The following is a 13,713-nucleotide window of genomic DNA, read 5'->3' on the forward strand; positions in this document are numbered from 1 at the left end:
CGCCGGTCAGGCGCCGGCCTGGCGCGCGCGCCAGGCTTCCCAGTCCTGTGGCGTGTCGAGATCGGTCAACGCCGAACGGCCGGACAGGGTGACGTCGACGACGAACTCGGGATGCTCGGCGATCACGGCGCGCGCGCCGGCGTCGCCCTCGAGCGCGCGCAGGGGCTCGAAGAAGCGCCGCCCGAAGATCACCGGATGCCCCGGCGCGCCCTCGGCGCCACGCGCACGCACGATTGCGCGGCCCTCCGCCGGGTCGAAGGCGGCGATCAGCCGGTCGATGTCGGCGGGATCGAGATCGGGCATGTCGCCAAGCGCGATCATCGCGGCGTCGATGCCCGGCGCGAGCGCCGCGACGCCGGCGGCGATCGAGGTGCCCATGCCGTCGGCCGCCCGCGGGTTCTCGATGACCCGCACGCCAAGCCCCTGCAGCGCGGCGGCGCGGGCACTGTCGCCGGGGCGCAGGACGGCCACGACCTCCTCGACGGCGCTGGCGGCAAGCGCGGCAGCGGCGCGGGCCAGGAGCGGGCGCCCGCCAGCCATCTCGGTCAGCTTGTCGGCCCCCTCCATGCGCCGCGACGCGCCCGCCGCGAGCAGGACGGCCGAGATGCGGGGCCAGCGCCCGGTGCCTTCGTCGTCCGCCTCGCCCGACGCCTCGCGCGGGGCCTCGCCGGTGCGGGGCTGGGGCCGCGAGGGGATCTCCTTGAGCAGGCCGCCCACGCCCATCGCGGCGATCTCGGACCAGTCGGGATCGAGGCCGCAGGCGACACGCTCGAGCACCCAGTCAGCACCGTTGAGCTTGGGCGAGCGCGCACAGCCCGGAAGGCCGATCACGGGGCGCCCGGCCAGCTCGCCCAGGAACAGAAGGTTGCCGGGGTCGACCGGCATGCCGAACCGGGTGAGGCGCCCACCCGACGCCACCAGCGCGGCGGGCCCGACATCGCCACGGTCGGAGGTGGCCGAGCCGGTGAGGATCAGCACCATCGCGCCCGGCGCGTCGGCCAGCGCCGCGGCCAGCGCGTCCTCGTCATGCGCGACGACGACCTCGCGGGCCAGTTCGATGCCAAGCGCCCTGAGCCGGGCGCGGACGGCCTCGGCGCCCTTCTCGACCAGGGCAGGTTTCATGCCGGCCACGCGGGTGAGGATCAGCGTGGCCGAGTCTCGGACGAGGCCGTGCAAGCGGATCAGCGGATCCGGCCGGCCGGCGATCAGGGCCTCGATGCGCCGGACGGCGGCCTCGGGCGCGGCGTAGGGGATGATCTTGACGGTCGCGATCATCTGGCGGGCGGTGACCCGCGCGCGGTCGGCGACGGTGGCAAGCGTCACGGCCTCGTCGACCGCATTGATCGCACGCACCGCCTCGGCATCGACCGAGACGACGCCGCCGGTCGCGGCGTAAAGGTTCAAGCGGCCGGTGAAAGGCGCCGAGCGCGTGAGGCCGAGCGCCGCGGGATCGGGCGCGAGGGCCGCCCCGATGCGCGCCGCCGCCTCGTCCTCGGGCAGGTCGCCGTCGTCGAGCCGCGCCGCGACGACCTGTGCATGGCCCGCCGCGCGCAGGCGCTCGATCTCGTCGGGGCCAAGGCGGGTGCCCTTCTTGATGCGCCCGTCCGGCACGCCCAGCGAATGGGCGAGGATCGCGCCGGCGGCGTCGTCGAGGGGGACACGGGCGAACCTCATCCCTGCCCCCCTGATGCGCGCCGCAGCGGCGGCATATCGGCCGCACCGGGCGGCACACCGGGACGCGCACCCGGGCGGGTGTCGGGCCGGCGAAGGCGCTCGGTCATCTGGGCGAGGATGGCGATGGCGATCTCGGCGGGGGATTTCGCGCCGATGTCGAGGCCGATGGGCGCCTCGATGCGCGCGATCTCGGCCTCGGAAAAACCTGCTGCCCGGAGCCGGTCGACCCGCTTGGCGTGGGTCCGGGTCGAGCCCAGCGCGCCGATGTAGAAGACATCGGAGCGCAGCGCCTCGACAAGCGCGGGATCGTCGATCTTGGGGTCGTGCGACAGGGTCACCAGCGCCGTGCGCAGGTCGAGCCCATGCGCCCGAAGTGCCTCGTCCGGCCAGTCGTGACTAACCGCCTCGCCGGGGAAGCGGGTCTCGGAGGCAAAGGCCTCGCGCGGGTCGATCACGGTGACGTCGTAGCCGGCCGCGCGCGCCATCAGCGTGAGCGGCTGGGCGATATGCGCGGCCCCCACGATGGCCAACCTCAGCGGCGGGTTGTGAACCGCGAGGAAGGTCTGGGGCGCGTCATCGTCGAGGAAGCCCGACCGGTCGGCGTCGAACCGCGCGGGCGCATCCGCGTATGCCAGCAGGCGGCGCGTCCAGGTTGCGGTGTCGGTCGCGACCGCCGCGGGGCGCCGCGCCGCGCGGGCCGCGACCAGTTCGGCAAGCAGCCCCTCGGGGACGCCGTCGCCGATGCCGACCGGCTCGACCAGCACGCGGATCGTGCCGCCGCAGGCGAGGCCGACGGCGAAGGCCTCGGCATCCGAGACGCCGAACTCGAGGATCCGGCAGCGCCCGTCGCCGATCGCGTCGAGCGCCTCGACCACGACGGCCCCCTCGACGCAGCCGCCGGAGACCGAGCCCATGATCTCGGAGCCGCCCGAGATCGCAAGCTGCGCGCCGACCTGGCGCGGCGCCGAGCCCCATGTCTGGACCACGGTGGCAAGCGCCGCCCCCTTTCCATCGCGGTGCCAGCTGAGCGCGATTTCGGGGATGCGATCGTGATCGGTGATGGCCATGGCTCTCCTCCTGCCCGGCGCGACGCGTCCCGGGCGCGGCTCAAGAAGAGGTGCCCCTTGTGGGGCGCGATGGCAAGGGGTGAGGCCGCCGCCGCCCGCCGGGGCCGCGCCACACGCAGACGTGATCTGTGCGCGGGCGATGTTTGGCCCTACCTATGTGGAAGAGGACGAAGAACGGAGGCCGCCATGCGCATCAACGACGATTTCAGCCGCCGCGCCGCGATGCACCCCGCATCGAACCCATGGGTTCCCTCGCCCGCCGCGGGGGTCGAGCGGCGGATGCTCGACCGGATCGGCGACGAGGTGGCGCGCGCCACCACGATCGTGCGGTTCGCGCCGGGATCGGCCTTTGCCGCGCACACCCATGGCGGGGGCGAGGAGTTCCTGGTGCTGGAGGGCGTGTTCCAGGACGAGAGCGGCGACTTTCCCGCCGGCACCTATGTGCGCAATCCGCCGACCTCGCGCCACACGCCGGCATCGGCGCCGGGCTGCACCATCTTCGTCAAGCTCTGGCAGATGTCGCCCGACGACCGCGCCGAGGTGCGCGTGCCGCCGGCCGAGCGGAAATTTTCCCCCGCCGAAGGACGGCCGGGCATCGAGGTGGCGCCGCTTCACAGCGACGCGCGCGAGGATGTCCGCCTCGAGCGCTGGGCGCCCGGCGCAAAGGTCACCCAAGTCCTGCCCGGAGGTGCCGAGATCCTGGTGCTGGAGGGGGACTTTGCAGAAAGCGCGGAGCAGTTCGAGCCCCAGGCGTGGCTGCGCCTGCCCAAGGGTGCCCGCCTGGAGGCGCAGGCGGGCCCGCAAGGCGCGCTGGTCTGGGTCAAGACGGGGCACCTGAGCGAGGAGCCCCGTCCTCCCGCGGCCTGAGTCGTGTCGGGTACGGGCCTCAGACGGCTTGCGCCCCGTCCGTACTCCGAAGCAGGGCGCGCAGGTCATGCGCGCCGCGCACGTAGCGGGCCGTCACGCCGAGATCGGCGAACACGACCATCAGGTTGAAGACGTGAAGCCAGACGAGCGGGTCGAGCGGCGCGCCGCCCGCGAACTCGCTCAGCTTCGACGCGATCCCCACCAGCAATCCCGCGCAGATCAGGGTGACGATGGCCGGGCGCACCGGCGTGGCCTTGCGCCGCGCGATGACGCCCCAGAGCGACCCGTACCAGATCAGCGAGACGACGACGAGAACTCCAGATTCCAGAACTTGCAACAGCATGGCCCGATCCTTCCCCTCGATCCGGGGGCGGTTGTCCGCCTCCCGTCTCCGCAAGGCCCACAGCCCCGCGGAAATGATGGTTAAGGATGCGCGCCCTCCACGGTAAAATTGCGGCGCAAGCGCGATCTCAACGCCGCATATCTTGCGAAAACTGCACCGTTTTTGAACAGAAGGGGCCCGACGCGGCGGGGTCGCTCAGCGCATGGTTGCGAGCATGCGCGCCTTCGCGCCCTGGTCGTCCGGGCGGGTCAGCGCCTCGGCCAGTTCGCGCAGGCTGTCGATCGAGTGAGTCGCGCGAAAGCTGTCGACATGGGGCAGGATCGCGCGGACGCCCGCGGCCCGGGCCTCGAAGCCGTCCCAGCGCAGCAATGGGTTGAGCCAGACGAGTTTGCGGCAGGACAGCGCGAGCCGTTCGGCCGCGTGGCCAAGGCGTTCGGGCTCGTCGCGCTCGAGCCCGTCGGTGATCAGGAGCACCACGGCCCCCTGCCCCAGAACGCGGCGCGACCAGTCGCGGTTGAACGCCTCGAGACAGGCGCCGATGCGGGTGCCGCCCTCCCAGTCCTGCACCTCGCGGCCGGCGCGCCTGAGCGCCTCGTCGACGTCGCGCTCGCGCAGGTAACGGGTGATGTTGGTCAGCCGCGTGCCGAAGGTGAAGGCATGCACCTTCGACCAGCCCGCCCCCTTCGCATTGGCTGCGGCGTGCAGGAAATGCAGAAGCATGCGGCTGTAGCCCGCCATGCTGCCCGAGATGTCGCACAGACAGACCAGCGCCGGCCAGCGCTCGCGCCGGGTCGCGCGGGCGAACTCCCGCACCTGGCCGCCGCGTCGCATCGCCTTGCGCATGGTGGCGCGCCAGTCGGGCAGGTGGCCATGCGCCGCCGGGCGCGCCCGACGCGAGGCGATCGGCCTGACCGGCAGGGCAAGCCGGGCGATAGCGCGCTTGGCCTCGGCGATTTCGGCGGCGGTCATCTGCTCGAAATCGCGCGACGCGAGGTGCTCTTCGGTCGACATCGTGAGGCGCGCGTCGATCTCGACCTCCTCGCCCTCCTCCTCGGCCGGCGGGGGCGGCGGGAGCCTGGCGCCGCTGGTCATGGCCTCGGCGGCACGCTGCTCGGCGGCGCGTTTCTCGCGCTCTTCGGGCGCGACCTTGATCTCGGGCAGTAGCAGGCCCATCGCCTTCTCGAGGATCTGGGGGTCGCGCCAGAACATGTGGAAGCACTGGTCGAAGACGGCGCGCTGCTCGGGCCGGCTCAGGAAACAGGCGGCCAGCGTGTGGTAGAAGTCGGTGCGGTGGTCGACGCCCCCGACCGCCACCGCCTTGACCGCGTCGACGACGCGGCCCGGGCCGACCGGCAGCCCCGCCGCGCGCAGGGTGCGGGCGAAATAGAGGATGTTCTGGGCAAGCCGCCCGTCCTCGGGGATCCGGATCTCAGGCATCGAACCTGGCACCGAGGCGACCCGCATCCTGCCGGAGACCACGAGGTGTCACGGCCCGCCTCACGCTGCCCCCTCGACGCCGGCCTTCACCTGGTCGAGCAGGCGCTTCGCCTCGGAACCCTGGAAGCGCGCGATGTCGTCCTGGTACTTGAGCAGCGCGCCCAACGTGTCCGAGATGGTCTGCGGATCGAGCGCCATCGCGTCGAGGGCGACGAGGCACCTGGCCCAGTCGATCGTCTCGGCCACGCCGGGGCGCTTGAACAGGTCCTCGGTGCGCAGGCGCTGGACGAAGCTCACCACCTCGCGCGACAGCTGCTCGGGCACCTCGGGGGCGCGGGCGTGCAGGATCTCGAGCTCGCGCTCGGCCGTCGGATAGTCGACCCAGTGATAGAGGCAGCGGCGCTTGAGCGCGTCGTGCACCTCGCGCGTGCGGTTCGAGGTGACGATGACGATCGGCGGCTCGGGCGCCTTCACGGTGCCGAACTCGGGGATCGTCACCTGGAAGTCCGAGAGCGCCTCGAGCAGGAAGGCCTCGAAGGGCTCGTCGGTGCGGTCGAGCTCGTCGATCAGCAGCACGGGCGCGCCGCCGGGCTGGGGGCTCATCGCGTCGAGGAGCGGGCGGTGGACGAGAAAACGTTCGGAGAAGAGGTCGTTGGCGATGGCCTCGCGGTCGCGATCGCCCGAGGCCTCGGCCAGCCGGATCTCGATCATCTGGGCGGGATAGTTCCACTCGTAGACGGCCGAGGCCGCGTCGAGCCCTTCGTAGCATTGCAGCCGGATCAGGCGGCGCCCCAGCGCGGTGGACAGGGCCTTGGCGATCTCGGTCTTGCCGACGCCGGCCTCGCCCTCGAGGAACAGGGGACGCCCGAGCCGAAGCGAGAGGAACACCACCGTCGCCAGCGCGCGGCCGCAGACATAGCCGGTCCCCGACAGAAGCCCGATGGTGTCGTCGATGCTGCGCGGTATCGCGGTCATGCGCCCTCTCTCCTGTTCGCGGCCAGCGGCCAATGGACGGTCTTAGCGCGGCGGCGTCAAGCGCAGTAGCGCCGCCGGAGACGGCTGGTCACAACAGCACCAGGGCGGCGAGGCCGAGGAACGAGAAGAACCCCACGACATCGGTCACCGTGGTCACGAAGGTGCCCGATGCCAGGGCCGGATCGGCGCCGGCACGGTCGAGCGCGAGCGGGATGAGAATGCCCGAGAGCCCCGCGACGAGCAGGTTCACCACCATCGCGGCAGCGATGACCATCCCGAGATGCGGGTCTTCGAACCAGAACCAGGCGATCAGGCCCATGACGATCGCGAAACCCACGCCATTGAAGAAGCCCACCACAGTCTCGCGCGCGACAACGCGCATCGCGTTGGTCGGCGTGAGATCACGCGTGGCCAGGGCGCGCACCGCGACGGTGAGGGTCTGCGTCCCGGCATTGCCCCCCATCGAGGCGACGATCGGCATCAGGACGGCCAGCGCCACGATCTGCTGGATCGTCCCCTCGAAGAGCGAGATGACCAGCGAGGCGAGAATGGCGGTCATCAGGTTGACGCCCAGCCATGGAAAGCGCTGGCGGGTGATCTCCCAGACCCGGTCGGAGATTTCCTCGTCGCCGACGCCGCCGAGGCGCTTGAGGTCTTCCTCGGCCTCGTCGTCCAGCACCTCGACCGCGTCGTCGATGGTGATCACGCCGACCAGGCGGCCGTCGTCGTCGACCACCGGCGCCGAGACGAGGTGGTACTGCTTGAAGGCGTAGGCCACGTCCTCCTGCGCGTCCTCGACATGCAGGGTGCGGAAATCCTCGTCCATCAGCGCGCTGAGAGTGACCGGTCGCCGCGTGCCGATGATCTTCGACAGCGGGATCGTCCCGACGGGCTTCATCGCAGGGTCGACGACGACGATGTCGTAGAACTGCTCGGGCAGCTCGCCCGCCGAGGCGCGCAGGAAGTCGATCATCTGGCCGACGGTCCAGAACGGCGGCGCCTTGACGAAGTCCGTCTGCATCAGGCGGCCGGCCGAGTATTCGGGGTAGGTCAGCGACTTGGCGACCGCAACCCGGTCCTCGGGCTCGAGCGCCTCGAGCACCTGGCGCTGCTGCTCCTCGTCGAGGTCCTCGAGCAGGTAGACGACGTCGTCTGTCTCGAACTCGCGCGCGGCCTCGGCCAGGCGCTCGGGCTCGAGCCAGCTGAGGATGTCGTCGCGCACGCCCTCCTCGACCTCGACGAGGACCTCCTGGTCGATGTCCGACCAGGCCATGTCGAGGAACTGGCGCCGGGTCTCGCTGTCGATCTGCTCGAGAAGGTCGGCGAGGTCGGCGACGTGCAGGTCCTCGATCAGTTCGAGCACGGCGGGCTTGTCGCCCGCACGCACCGCCTCGATCACCGCCGTCACCTTTTCGGGGTCGAGATCGAACGCGTCGTCTTCGTCCACGGGCTCCGGGATCACCGGTTGCGTCTCGGTCATCTCTGGCCCTCCGAAGAATGCGCGCGGCCGCACCGCTCACGTGGTTCCCCGTGGCACCGCGAGCCACTGTTTAGGCGAAATCCGGCGCAACCGCAAAGGCCGCCGCGGGGATTTTCGGCTGGCGGGCCACGACTTGGAGCGCCATGATCCCATGCCATGACGAGACGGTATCACCGGGGCGGCGGGTACAAGGGACGGCGCGATGGAAAAGGCGGAAAACGGTGCTGACGCGCAGGCTGCTGACCCGGATGCGGAAGCCGCGGCACCGGGCGCATCGTTTGCGCAACTGCACCAGCGCGCGCTCGATCTGCACCGGTCCGGGAAGCTCGATGAGGCGGGGGCTGTCTACCGCCGCCTGCTGGCCGGCGCGCCCGGCAACGCGCAGGTCTGGACCAATTTCGGCGCGCTGCTGAGGCGGATGGGGCGGCTTGGCCCCGCCATCGCCGCGCACAGGCGCGCGCTCGCGCTCGACCCCGGGCTCGTGGGCGCCCGCGTGAACCTCGCCAACGCCCTGGCCGACGACGCGCAATGCGCGGAGGCCGAGGCGCTGCGCCGCGAGCTGATTGCCGAGGCGCCACGCGACCCGGTGCGCCTGCGCGACCTTGCGGCGGTGCTGCGCGCGCAGTGGCGGCAGGAGGAGGCGATCGCCCTGGTCGACGGGGCCGAGCAGGAAGGATGGGCCGACGACACCTGCCGGCTGCAGCGCGGCCTTGCCCAGCTGATGCTGGGGTACTGGCGCGACGGGTTCGCGGATTTCGAGTGCCGCTATGCCGATGGCGAGGTGAGCCTTCCCGCCGACGTGCCCTGGCCGCGCTGGCAGGGGGAGGCGATCGCGGGCAAGCGCCTGCTGGTCTTGCCCGAACAGGGGTTCGGCGACGCGATCGTGATGAGCCGCTTCCTGCCCGCGCTGTGCGCCATGGGGGCCGAGGTGACCATGCTGGTCAAGCCGCCGCTGCGCCGGCTGTTTGCCGGGCTTGCGGGGATCCGGCTGACGGACGCCGCGCGCCGCAGCGACGACTACGATTTCTACACGCCCAACATGAGCCTGCCGCATCTCGTCGGCATGGCCGGTGGCATCCCGCCCGCGCCGCCGCTGGCGATCCCCTCGGACAGCCGGGCGCGGGCCAGGGCGCTGGTCGCGCCGTTCGGTTTGGCGTTCAGGATCGGCGTCGTGTGGACCGGCAGCACCACCTTCAAGGGCAATCACCTGCGCTCGACGGGGCCCGAGAGCTTCCTGGGGCTGGCGGGCGTGCCCGGGGTGCAGCTCTTCAGCCTCTACAAGGGGCCGGCACACGAGGCGTTTCTCGCCTCGGGCATGGCCGGGCTGATCGTGGACGCCTGCGGCGCGGATCGCGACTTCGCCGACAGCGCCGCCGTAATGGACGAGATGGACCTGATGATCACCACCGATACCGCCGTCGTGCATGTCGCGGCCTCCCTGGGCAAGCCGGTCTGGAACCTGCTGAGCCACGAAGGCTTCTGGCTCTATGGCAAGGGCGAGACGACACCGTGGTACCCGTCGATGCGGCTGTGGCGACAGCAGCAACCGGGGGACTGGGACGAGCTGTTCGCCCGTGTCGAGGCGGCGCTGCGGGCGCACCCCGGCCTGCTCGAACGGCGGGGGCATGCATGAGCGGGACCGTCACCATCGAGGTGCCAGCGGGCGAGCTGATCGACCGGCTGACGATCCTCGACATCAAGGCCGAGCGGATCACCGACCCGGCCCAGCGCGCCAATGTCGAGGCCGAGCGGGCGGCGCTGCAGGCCGCGCGCGAGCGGGCGATCCCGCCGCATCCCGACCTGCCGCGCCTGAGCGAGGCCCTGCGCGCGGCGAACGAGGCGCTCTGGGACATCGAGGACCGGATCCGCGCCTGCGAGGCGGCGGGGGATTTCGGCGCCGAGTTCGTCGCGCTGGCACGTGCGGTCTATCGCACAAATGACCGGCGCGCGGCGCTGAAGCGTGAGATCAGCCTTGCGCTCGGCTCGCGCCTCATCGAGGAGAAATCCTACAAGCCCTACTGAGGCGTGCCCTGCGACCCCGCAGGTTCGTCCGGGGGGACCGCGCCGCGGGTGAGGGTGGCACGGATGGCCGACTCGATCTCCTCGGCCAGCGCCTCGCGCTCGCCCGGGCTGAGGAAGGCGCCAAGCTCGATCTCGCGGCCGCCGCCCTTGAGGGTAAGATACTTCTCGGGGCGGCTGTCGCTATGGACGGTGATGCGCACCCAGTAGGGATCGGCGCGCCAGCGCAGCACCTGGCCCGAGGGCTCGCATCGCTCGACCCTGATCTCGTCGGGCCAGAGCGCGAGTTCCTCGGTCAGCCGGGCGTCCGCGTCGTTGCGGCGAAACGAGTACCAAAGGGCGAAGAAGGCCGCCGCCTCGAACGGCAGGAGGCCCCAGAACACCGGCGTCCCCAGCGACGGGATCAGCGGGATCAGCAGCCCCACGCCCAAAAGCGTCATCACGCCCCGGCGCCCGCGCCGTCCCAGCGAGCGGTTGGGCCACAGGTGGACGTGGTAGGCCGGGGGATCCGAGCGGCCGGCCCAGTCGGGCGTGTGGGCGAACACCCCCTGCCCCGAGGCGCGAACGGCCGGGGGTTTCCCCCCGGCCGTGTCATTCCTGGGATCGAGCATCGCCCGTCTCAGTGCGCGTGCTTGTCCCACATCTCGCGGGTCGGCAGCTCTTCGAAGGTATGCGCCGGCGGCGGGTTCGGCAGCGTCCACTCGAGCGTGCCGAGCTCGTCGTGCCAGTAGTTCGGCTCGGTCACCTTCGCACCCTTGGTCAGCGTGTACCACAGGATGTAGAGGAACAGGATGAGCGAGGCACCCGAGATGAACGCGCCGATCGACGAGATGTAGTTCCAGAAGGCAAACGCCTCGGGATAGTCGATGTAGCGGCGCGGCATGCCCTGGCGGCCAAGGAAGTGCTGCGGGAAGAAGGTGATGTTCGCACCGATGAACATCATCCAGAAGTGGATCTTGCCCAGATGCTCGGGGTACTGCCGGCCCGACATCTTGCCGATCCAGTAGTAGATGCCCATGAAGATACCGAACACGGCCCCGAGGCTCATCACGTAGTGGAAATGCGCCACGACGTAGTAAGTGTCGTGGTAGGCGCGGTCGATGCCGGCCTGGCTGAGCACGATGCCGGTGACGCCGCCCACGGTGAAGAGGAAGAGGAAGCCGAAGGCCCAGAGCATCGGCACCTTCATCTCGATCGAGCCGCCCCACATGGTCGCGATCCACGAGAAGATCTTGATGCCGGTCGGCACCGCAATGAACATCGTGGCGATCATGAAGTAGGCCTGCGCGTTCTTCGACATGCCCACCGTGTACATGTGGTGGGCCCAGACGACGAAGCCCAGGAGCGCGATGCCGGCCATGGCGAACACCATGCCCGAGTAGCCGAAGATCGGCTTCTTCGAGAAGGTCGAGATCACGTGGCTGACGATGCCGAAGGCCGGCACGACGATGATGTAGACCTCGGGGTGCCCGAAGAACCACAGGATGTGCTGGTAGAGCACCGGGTCGCCGCCGCCCGCGGGATCGAAGAAGGTCGTCCCGAAGTTGCGGTCGGTCAGCAGCATCGTGATGGCACCCGCGAGGACCGGGAGCGCCAGCAGGATCATGAAGGCGGTGATGAAGATCGACCAGGCGAACAGCGGCACCTTCATCAGCGTCATGCCCGGAGCGCGCATGTTGAGGAAGGTCGTGATGATGTTGATGGCGCCCAGGATCGACGAGGCGCCCGATAGGTGCACCGCGAAGATCGCGAAGTCCATCGACATGCCCGACTCGGTCGTCGAGAGCGGCGCGTAGAGCACCCATCCCACGCCGGTCCCAGGCTGGCCGTTGCCGCCCGGCACGAACAGCGAGAGCACGCCCAGCGACGCACCCGCGACGAACAGCCAGTAGCTGAGGTTGTTCATCCGCGGGAAGGCCATGTCCGGCGCGCCGATATGCAGCGGCATGAAGTAGTTGCCGAAGCCGCCGAAGAGCGCCGGGATGACAACGAAGAACATCATCAGCACGCCGTGCGCGGTGATCATGACGTTCCAGAGATGGCCGTTCGGCGTTCCGTCCTCGAGCAGCATGTACTGCACGCCCGGCTCCATGAGCTCGAGGCGCATGTACATGGTGAACGCAACCGAGATGATCCCGATCACGCCCGCCGTGAAGAGGTAGAGGATGCCGATGTCCTTGTGGTTGGTCGAGCAGAACCACCGGGTGAAGAACCCGGGCTGCCCGTGGTCATGTGCATGGACTGCCGCGTCGGCCATGCTGTGCTCCTGTTCACAGATCCCACCGCCGGTCTATGGCCGGCTGATAACACGTCTGACTCGTGGGTTTAGCCCGCTCGCCCCGGTCCGGCAACCATCCAGCGCCGGTTGTTCACGCGATCCGGGGGGCCTTTGTGTCGCAGGCGCCGGAAATTCCTGCCAGACGGAAACGGCTCTCCCGCAAATGCCTGCGCGCGCACCCGGTCAGGCGCGCGCGCTCGAAGCTTCGGTCCTGCGGTGCCGCGCGGCAAGAATGCGCCGCGCGGTGTCTCAGTTCGCTTCGATGAAGGCGATGACGTTGGCGATATCCTCGGGCTTCTTGAGCCCCGCGAAAGCCATCTTGGTGCCGGGGACGGTACCCTTGGGATTGGCGAGGAACTCGTTCAGCGCCGCCTCGTCCCACACCTTGCCGCCATCCGCGTAGGCCATCATCGCGTCGGAGTACTTGTAGCCCTCGACCGAGCCGACCGGGCGGCCCGAAAGGCCGAAGAGCGTCGGGCCAACGCCGTTCTTGCCCTCTTCAAGCTTGTGGCAGGCCTTGCACTTGTTGAAGACCTTCTTGCCGGCATCCGCGTCGCCGGCATGGGCGGCCCCGGCAATGCTCAGCGCTGCGACGGCGGCGGCGATGCTCGCAATCCTTTTCATTGGTCGTGCTCCCTGAAGCGTCATGCAACTCACTCGCCCCGGCGGGCTTTGCTGCGGAGCGGACCTCAAGAGCTAGCAGGCGGGGCGCTGAACGCAACCCCGGCGCGGGGCGATTCACGCACGATTCACTCAGCTGTGCGCGAGGGTCGCAGTCGCCATCGCGGGCTCGAAGCATCGCTCGAGCGCGAGGTCGACGTCGTTCATCGTCACCGGAAGGCCGAGATCGACGAGGCTGGTCACGCCATGACCGCGAATGCCGCAAGGGACGATGCCACCGAAATGCGAGAGGTCCGGCTCGACGTTGATCGCAAGGCCATGGAAGCTCACCCAGCGCCGCAGGCGCACGCCGATCGCGGCGATCTTGTCCTCGGCCAGCTCGCCCTGCGCCCCCCGCGGGCGGTCGGGTCGGACGACCCAGACGCCGACGCGCCCGTCGCGCCGCTCGCCGCGAACCTGGAACTCGGCAAGCGTCATGATGACCCATTCCTCGAGCGCGCGCACAAAGGCCCGCACGTCACGCCCCCGCCGGTTGAGGTCCAGCATGACATAGACCACGCGCTGGCCGGGGCCGTGATACGTGTACTCGCCGCCGCGCCGGGTCTGGTAGACCGGGAACCGATCGGGCTCGATCAGGTCCGACGGACGCGCCGAGGTCCCGGCCGTATAAAGGGGGGGATGTTCGAGCAGCCAGATGCACTCGTCCGCGCGCCCCGCCCCGATCGCGTCGGCGCGCGCCTCCATGAAGGCCGCCGCCTCGGGATACGGGACCAGCCCGTCGCTTCTGCGCCACTCGACCATGCTGCTCGCTCGCGTCGTTCCCGGCCCATCCGTCCGGCACGGGTCGAGCATTACGGCGCACGTCCGCTGCCGGCAAGCTTTGCGCCGGCCCGAGACGGGCGAGAAAGGCCGGACAGGCAGGATGTGCACGCTTTGCCCCTGGGCGCGCGCC

At 70.2% G+C, this 13,713-nt stretch carries 13 protein-coding genes; 3 read left to right on the plus strand and 10 right to left on the minus strand.

Features of this window, described 5'->3' with window-relative positions; all coding sequences use genetic code 11:
• Positions 1 to 6 precede the first annotated feature (6 nt).
• Positions 7 to 1,674, minus strand: a complete 1,668-nt coding sequence (locus H0I76_RS19670) for a molybdopterin-binding/glycosyltransferase family 2 protein (protein ID WP_325166403.1) — start codon at positions 1,672 to 1,674, stop codon at positions 7 to 9.
• Positions 1,671 to 2,741: an XdhC family protein gene (locus H0I76_RS04465; RefSeq protein WP_200607506.1), complete on the minus strand. Its 1,071-nt coding sequence runs from the start codon at positions 2,739 to 2,741 to the stop codon at positions 1,671 to 1,673. Before H0I76_RS04465 ends, H0I76_RS19670 begins: the two co-directional genes overlap by 4 nt.
• Before the next feature lie 186 nt (positions 2,742 to 2,927).
• On the opposite strand from H0I76_RS04465, the gene H0I76_RS04470 reads away from it, so the two are divergent.
• The gene (locus H0I76_RS04470; RefSeq protein ID WP_200607508.1) at positions 2,928 to 3,608 is read left to right on the plus strand and encodes a cupin domain-containing protein; all 681 of its coding nucleotides are present in this window, start codon (positions 2,928 to 2,930) and stop codon (positions 3,606 to 3,608) included.
• A 19-nt stretch (positions 3,609 to 3,627) separates the two neighbouring features.
• Here the strand turns inward: H0I76_RS04470 and H0I76_RS04475 are convergent, their stop codons facing one another.
• The 4 genes from H0I76_RS04475 to mgtE all read right to left on the minus strand — a co-directional run bounded on the left by H0I76_RS04475 (position 3,628) and on the right by mgtE (position 7,843).
• Positions 3,628 to 3,951: a hypothetical protein gene (locus H0I76_RS04475; RefSeq protein WP_200607511.1), complete on the minus strand. Its 324-nt coding sequence runs from the start codon at positions 3,949 to 3,951 to the stop codon at positions 3,628 to 3,630.
• 195 nt (positions 3,952 to 4,146) lie between these two features.
• Complete coding sequence (locus H0I76_RS04480) at positions 4,147 to 5,388, minus strand: vWA domain-containing protein (RefSeq protein WP_200607513.1); 1,242 nt, start codon at positions 5,386 to 5,388, stop codon at positions 4,147 to 4,149.
• Between the two features lie 60 nt (positions 5,389 to 5,448).
• On the minus strand, positions 5,449 to 6,363 hold the full coding sequence (locus H0I76_RS04485) for an AAA family ATPase (protein ID WP_200607515.1): 915 nt from the start codon (positions 6,361 to 6,363) through the stop codon (positions 5,449 to 5,451).
• An 88-nt stretch (positions 6,364 to 6,451) separates the two neighbouring features.
• The gene (mgtE, locus tag H0I76_RS04490; RefSeq protein ID WP_200607517.1) at positions 6,452 to 7,843 is read right to left on the minus strand and encodes a magnesium transporter; all 1,392 of its coding nucleotides are present in this window, start codon (positions 7,841 to 7,843) and stop codon (positions 6,452 to 6,454) included.
• A 202-nt stretch (positions 7,844 to 8,045) separates the two neighbouring features.
• Here mgtE and H0I76_RS04495 point away from each other — a divergent pair, with 202 nt between their 5' ends.
• Both H0I76_RS04495 and H0I76_RS04500 read left to right on the plus strand, forming a co-directional pair.
• Positions 8,046 to 9,476, plus strand: a complete 1,431-nt coding sequence (locus tag H0I76_RS04495) for a glycosyltransferase family 9 protein (protein WP_200607519.1) — start codon at positions 8,046 to 8,048, stop codon at positions 9,474 to 9,476.
• Positions 9,473 to 9,865, plus strand: a complete 393-nt coding sequence (locus H0I76_RS04500) for a DUF6165 family protein (protein ID WP_200607521.1) — start codon at positions 9,473 to 9,475, stop codon at positions 9,863 to 9,865. Before H0I76_RS04495 ends, H0I76_RS04500 begins: the two co-directional genes overlap by 4 nt.
• On the opposite strand, the gene H0I76_RS04505 is transcribed toward H0I76_RS04500, so the two are convergent.
• From H0I76_RS04505 to lipB, 4 genes are all read right to left on the minus strand, one after another.
• Positions 9,859 to 10,473 carry a DUF2244 domain-containing protein gene (locus tag H0I76_RS04505; RefSeq protein ID WP_200607523.1) on the minus strand — a complete coding sequence of 205 codons (615 nt, stop codon included), beginning with the start codon at positions 10,471 to 10,473 and terminating at the stop codon, positions 9,859 to 9,861. The genes H0I76_RS04500 and H0I76_RS04505 overlap by 7 nt on opposite strands.
• An 8-nt stretch (positions 10,474 to 10,481) precedes the next feature.
• Positions 10,482 to 12,119 carry a cytochrome c oxidase subunit I gene (gene ctaD, locus H0I76_RS04510; RefSeq protein ID WP_200607525.1) on the minus strand — a complete coding sequence of 546 codons (1,638 nt, stop codon included), beginning with the start codon at positions 12,117 to 12,119 and terminating at the stop codon, positions 10,482 to 10,484.
• 270 nt (positions 12,120 to 12,389) lie between these two features.
• Positions 12,390 to 12,764: a c-type cytochrome gene (locus tag H0I76_RS04515; protein ID WP_200607527.1), complete on the minus strand. Its 375-nt coding sequence runs from the start codon at positions 12,762 to 12,764 to the stop codon at positions 12,390 to 12,392.
• 129 nt (positions 12,765 to 12,893) lie between these two features.
• Positions 12,894 to 13,562, minus strand: a complete 669-nt coding sequence (gene lipB / locus H0I76_RS04520; protein WP_200607529.1) for a lipoyl(octanoyl) transferase LipB — start codon at positions 13,560 to 13,562, stop codon at positions 12,894 to 12,896.
• Between the last annotated feature and the right edge of the window lie 151 nt (positions 13,563 to 13,713).

Origin of the sequence: Thermohalobaculum xanthum, from assembly GCF_016623495.1 — a bacterium.
In the GTDB taxonomy this organism is placed as follows: Bacteria; Pseudomonadota; Alphaproteobacteria; order Rhodobacterales; family Rhodobacteraceae; genus Thermohalobaculum; species Thermohalobaculum xanthum.

Bases quoted from the DNA above. Each gene is read 5' to 3' on its own strand.
- H0I76_RS04515 (WP_200607527.1), bottom strand. From the start codon at position 12,764: ATGAAAAGGATTGCGAGCATCGCCGCCGCCGTCGCAGCGCTGAGCATT.
- H0I76_RS04485 (WP_200607515.1), bottom strand. From the start codon at position 6,363: ATGACCGCGATACCGCGCAGCATCGACGACACCATCGGGCTTCTGTCG.
- H0I76_RS04465 (WP_200607506.1), bottom strand. From the start codon at position 2,741: ATGGCCATCACCGATCACGATCGCATCCCCGAAATCGCGCTCAGCTGG.
- lipB (WP_200607529.1), bottom strand. From the start codon at position 13,562: ATGGTCGAGTGGCGCAGAAGCGACGGGCTGGTCCCGTATCCCGAGGCG.
- H0I76_RS04475 (WP_200607511.1), bottom strand. From the start codon at position 3,951: ATGCTGTTGCAAGTTCTGGAATCTGGAGTTCTCGTCGTCGTCTCGCTG.
- H0I76_RS04480 (WP_200607513.1), bottom strand. From the start codon at position 5,388: ATGCCTGAGATCCGGATCCCCGAGGACGGGCGGCTTGCCCAGAACATC.
- H0I76_RS04500 (WP_200607521.1), top strand. From the start codon at position 9,473: ATGAGCGGGACCGTCACCATCGAGGTGCCAGCGGGCGAGCTGATCGAC.
- H0I76_RS19670 (WP_325166403.1), bottom strand. From the start codon at position 1,674: ATGAGGTTCGCCCGTGTCCCCCTCGACGACGCCGCCGGCGCGATCCTC.
- ctaD (WP_200607525.1), bottom strand. From the start codon at position 12,119: ATGGCCGACGCGGCAGTCCATGCACATGACCACGGGCAGCCCGGGTTC.
- mgtE (WP_200607517.1), bottom strand. From the start codon at position 7,843: ATGACCGAGACGCAACCGGTGATCCCGGAGCCCGTGGACGAAGACGAC.
- H0I76_RS04495 (WP_200607519.1), top strand. From the start codon at position 8,046: ATGGAAAAGGCGGAAAACGGTGCTGACGCGCAGGCTGCTGACCCGGAT.
- H0I76_RS04470 (WP_200607508.1), top strand. From the start codon at position 2,928: ATGCGCATCAACGACGATTTCAGCCGCCGCGCCGCGATGCACCCCGCA.
- H0I76_RS04505 (WP_200607523.1), bottom strand. From the start codon at position 10,473: ATGCTCGATCCCAGGAATGACACGGCCGGGGGGAAACCCCCGGCCGTT.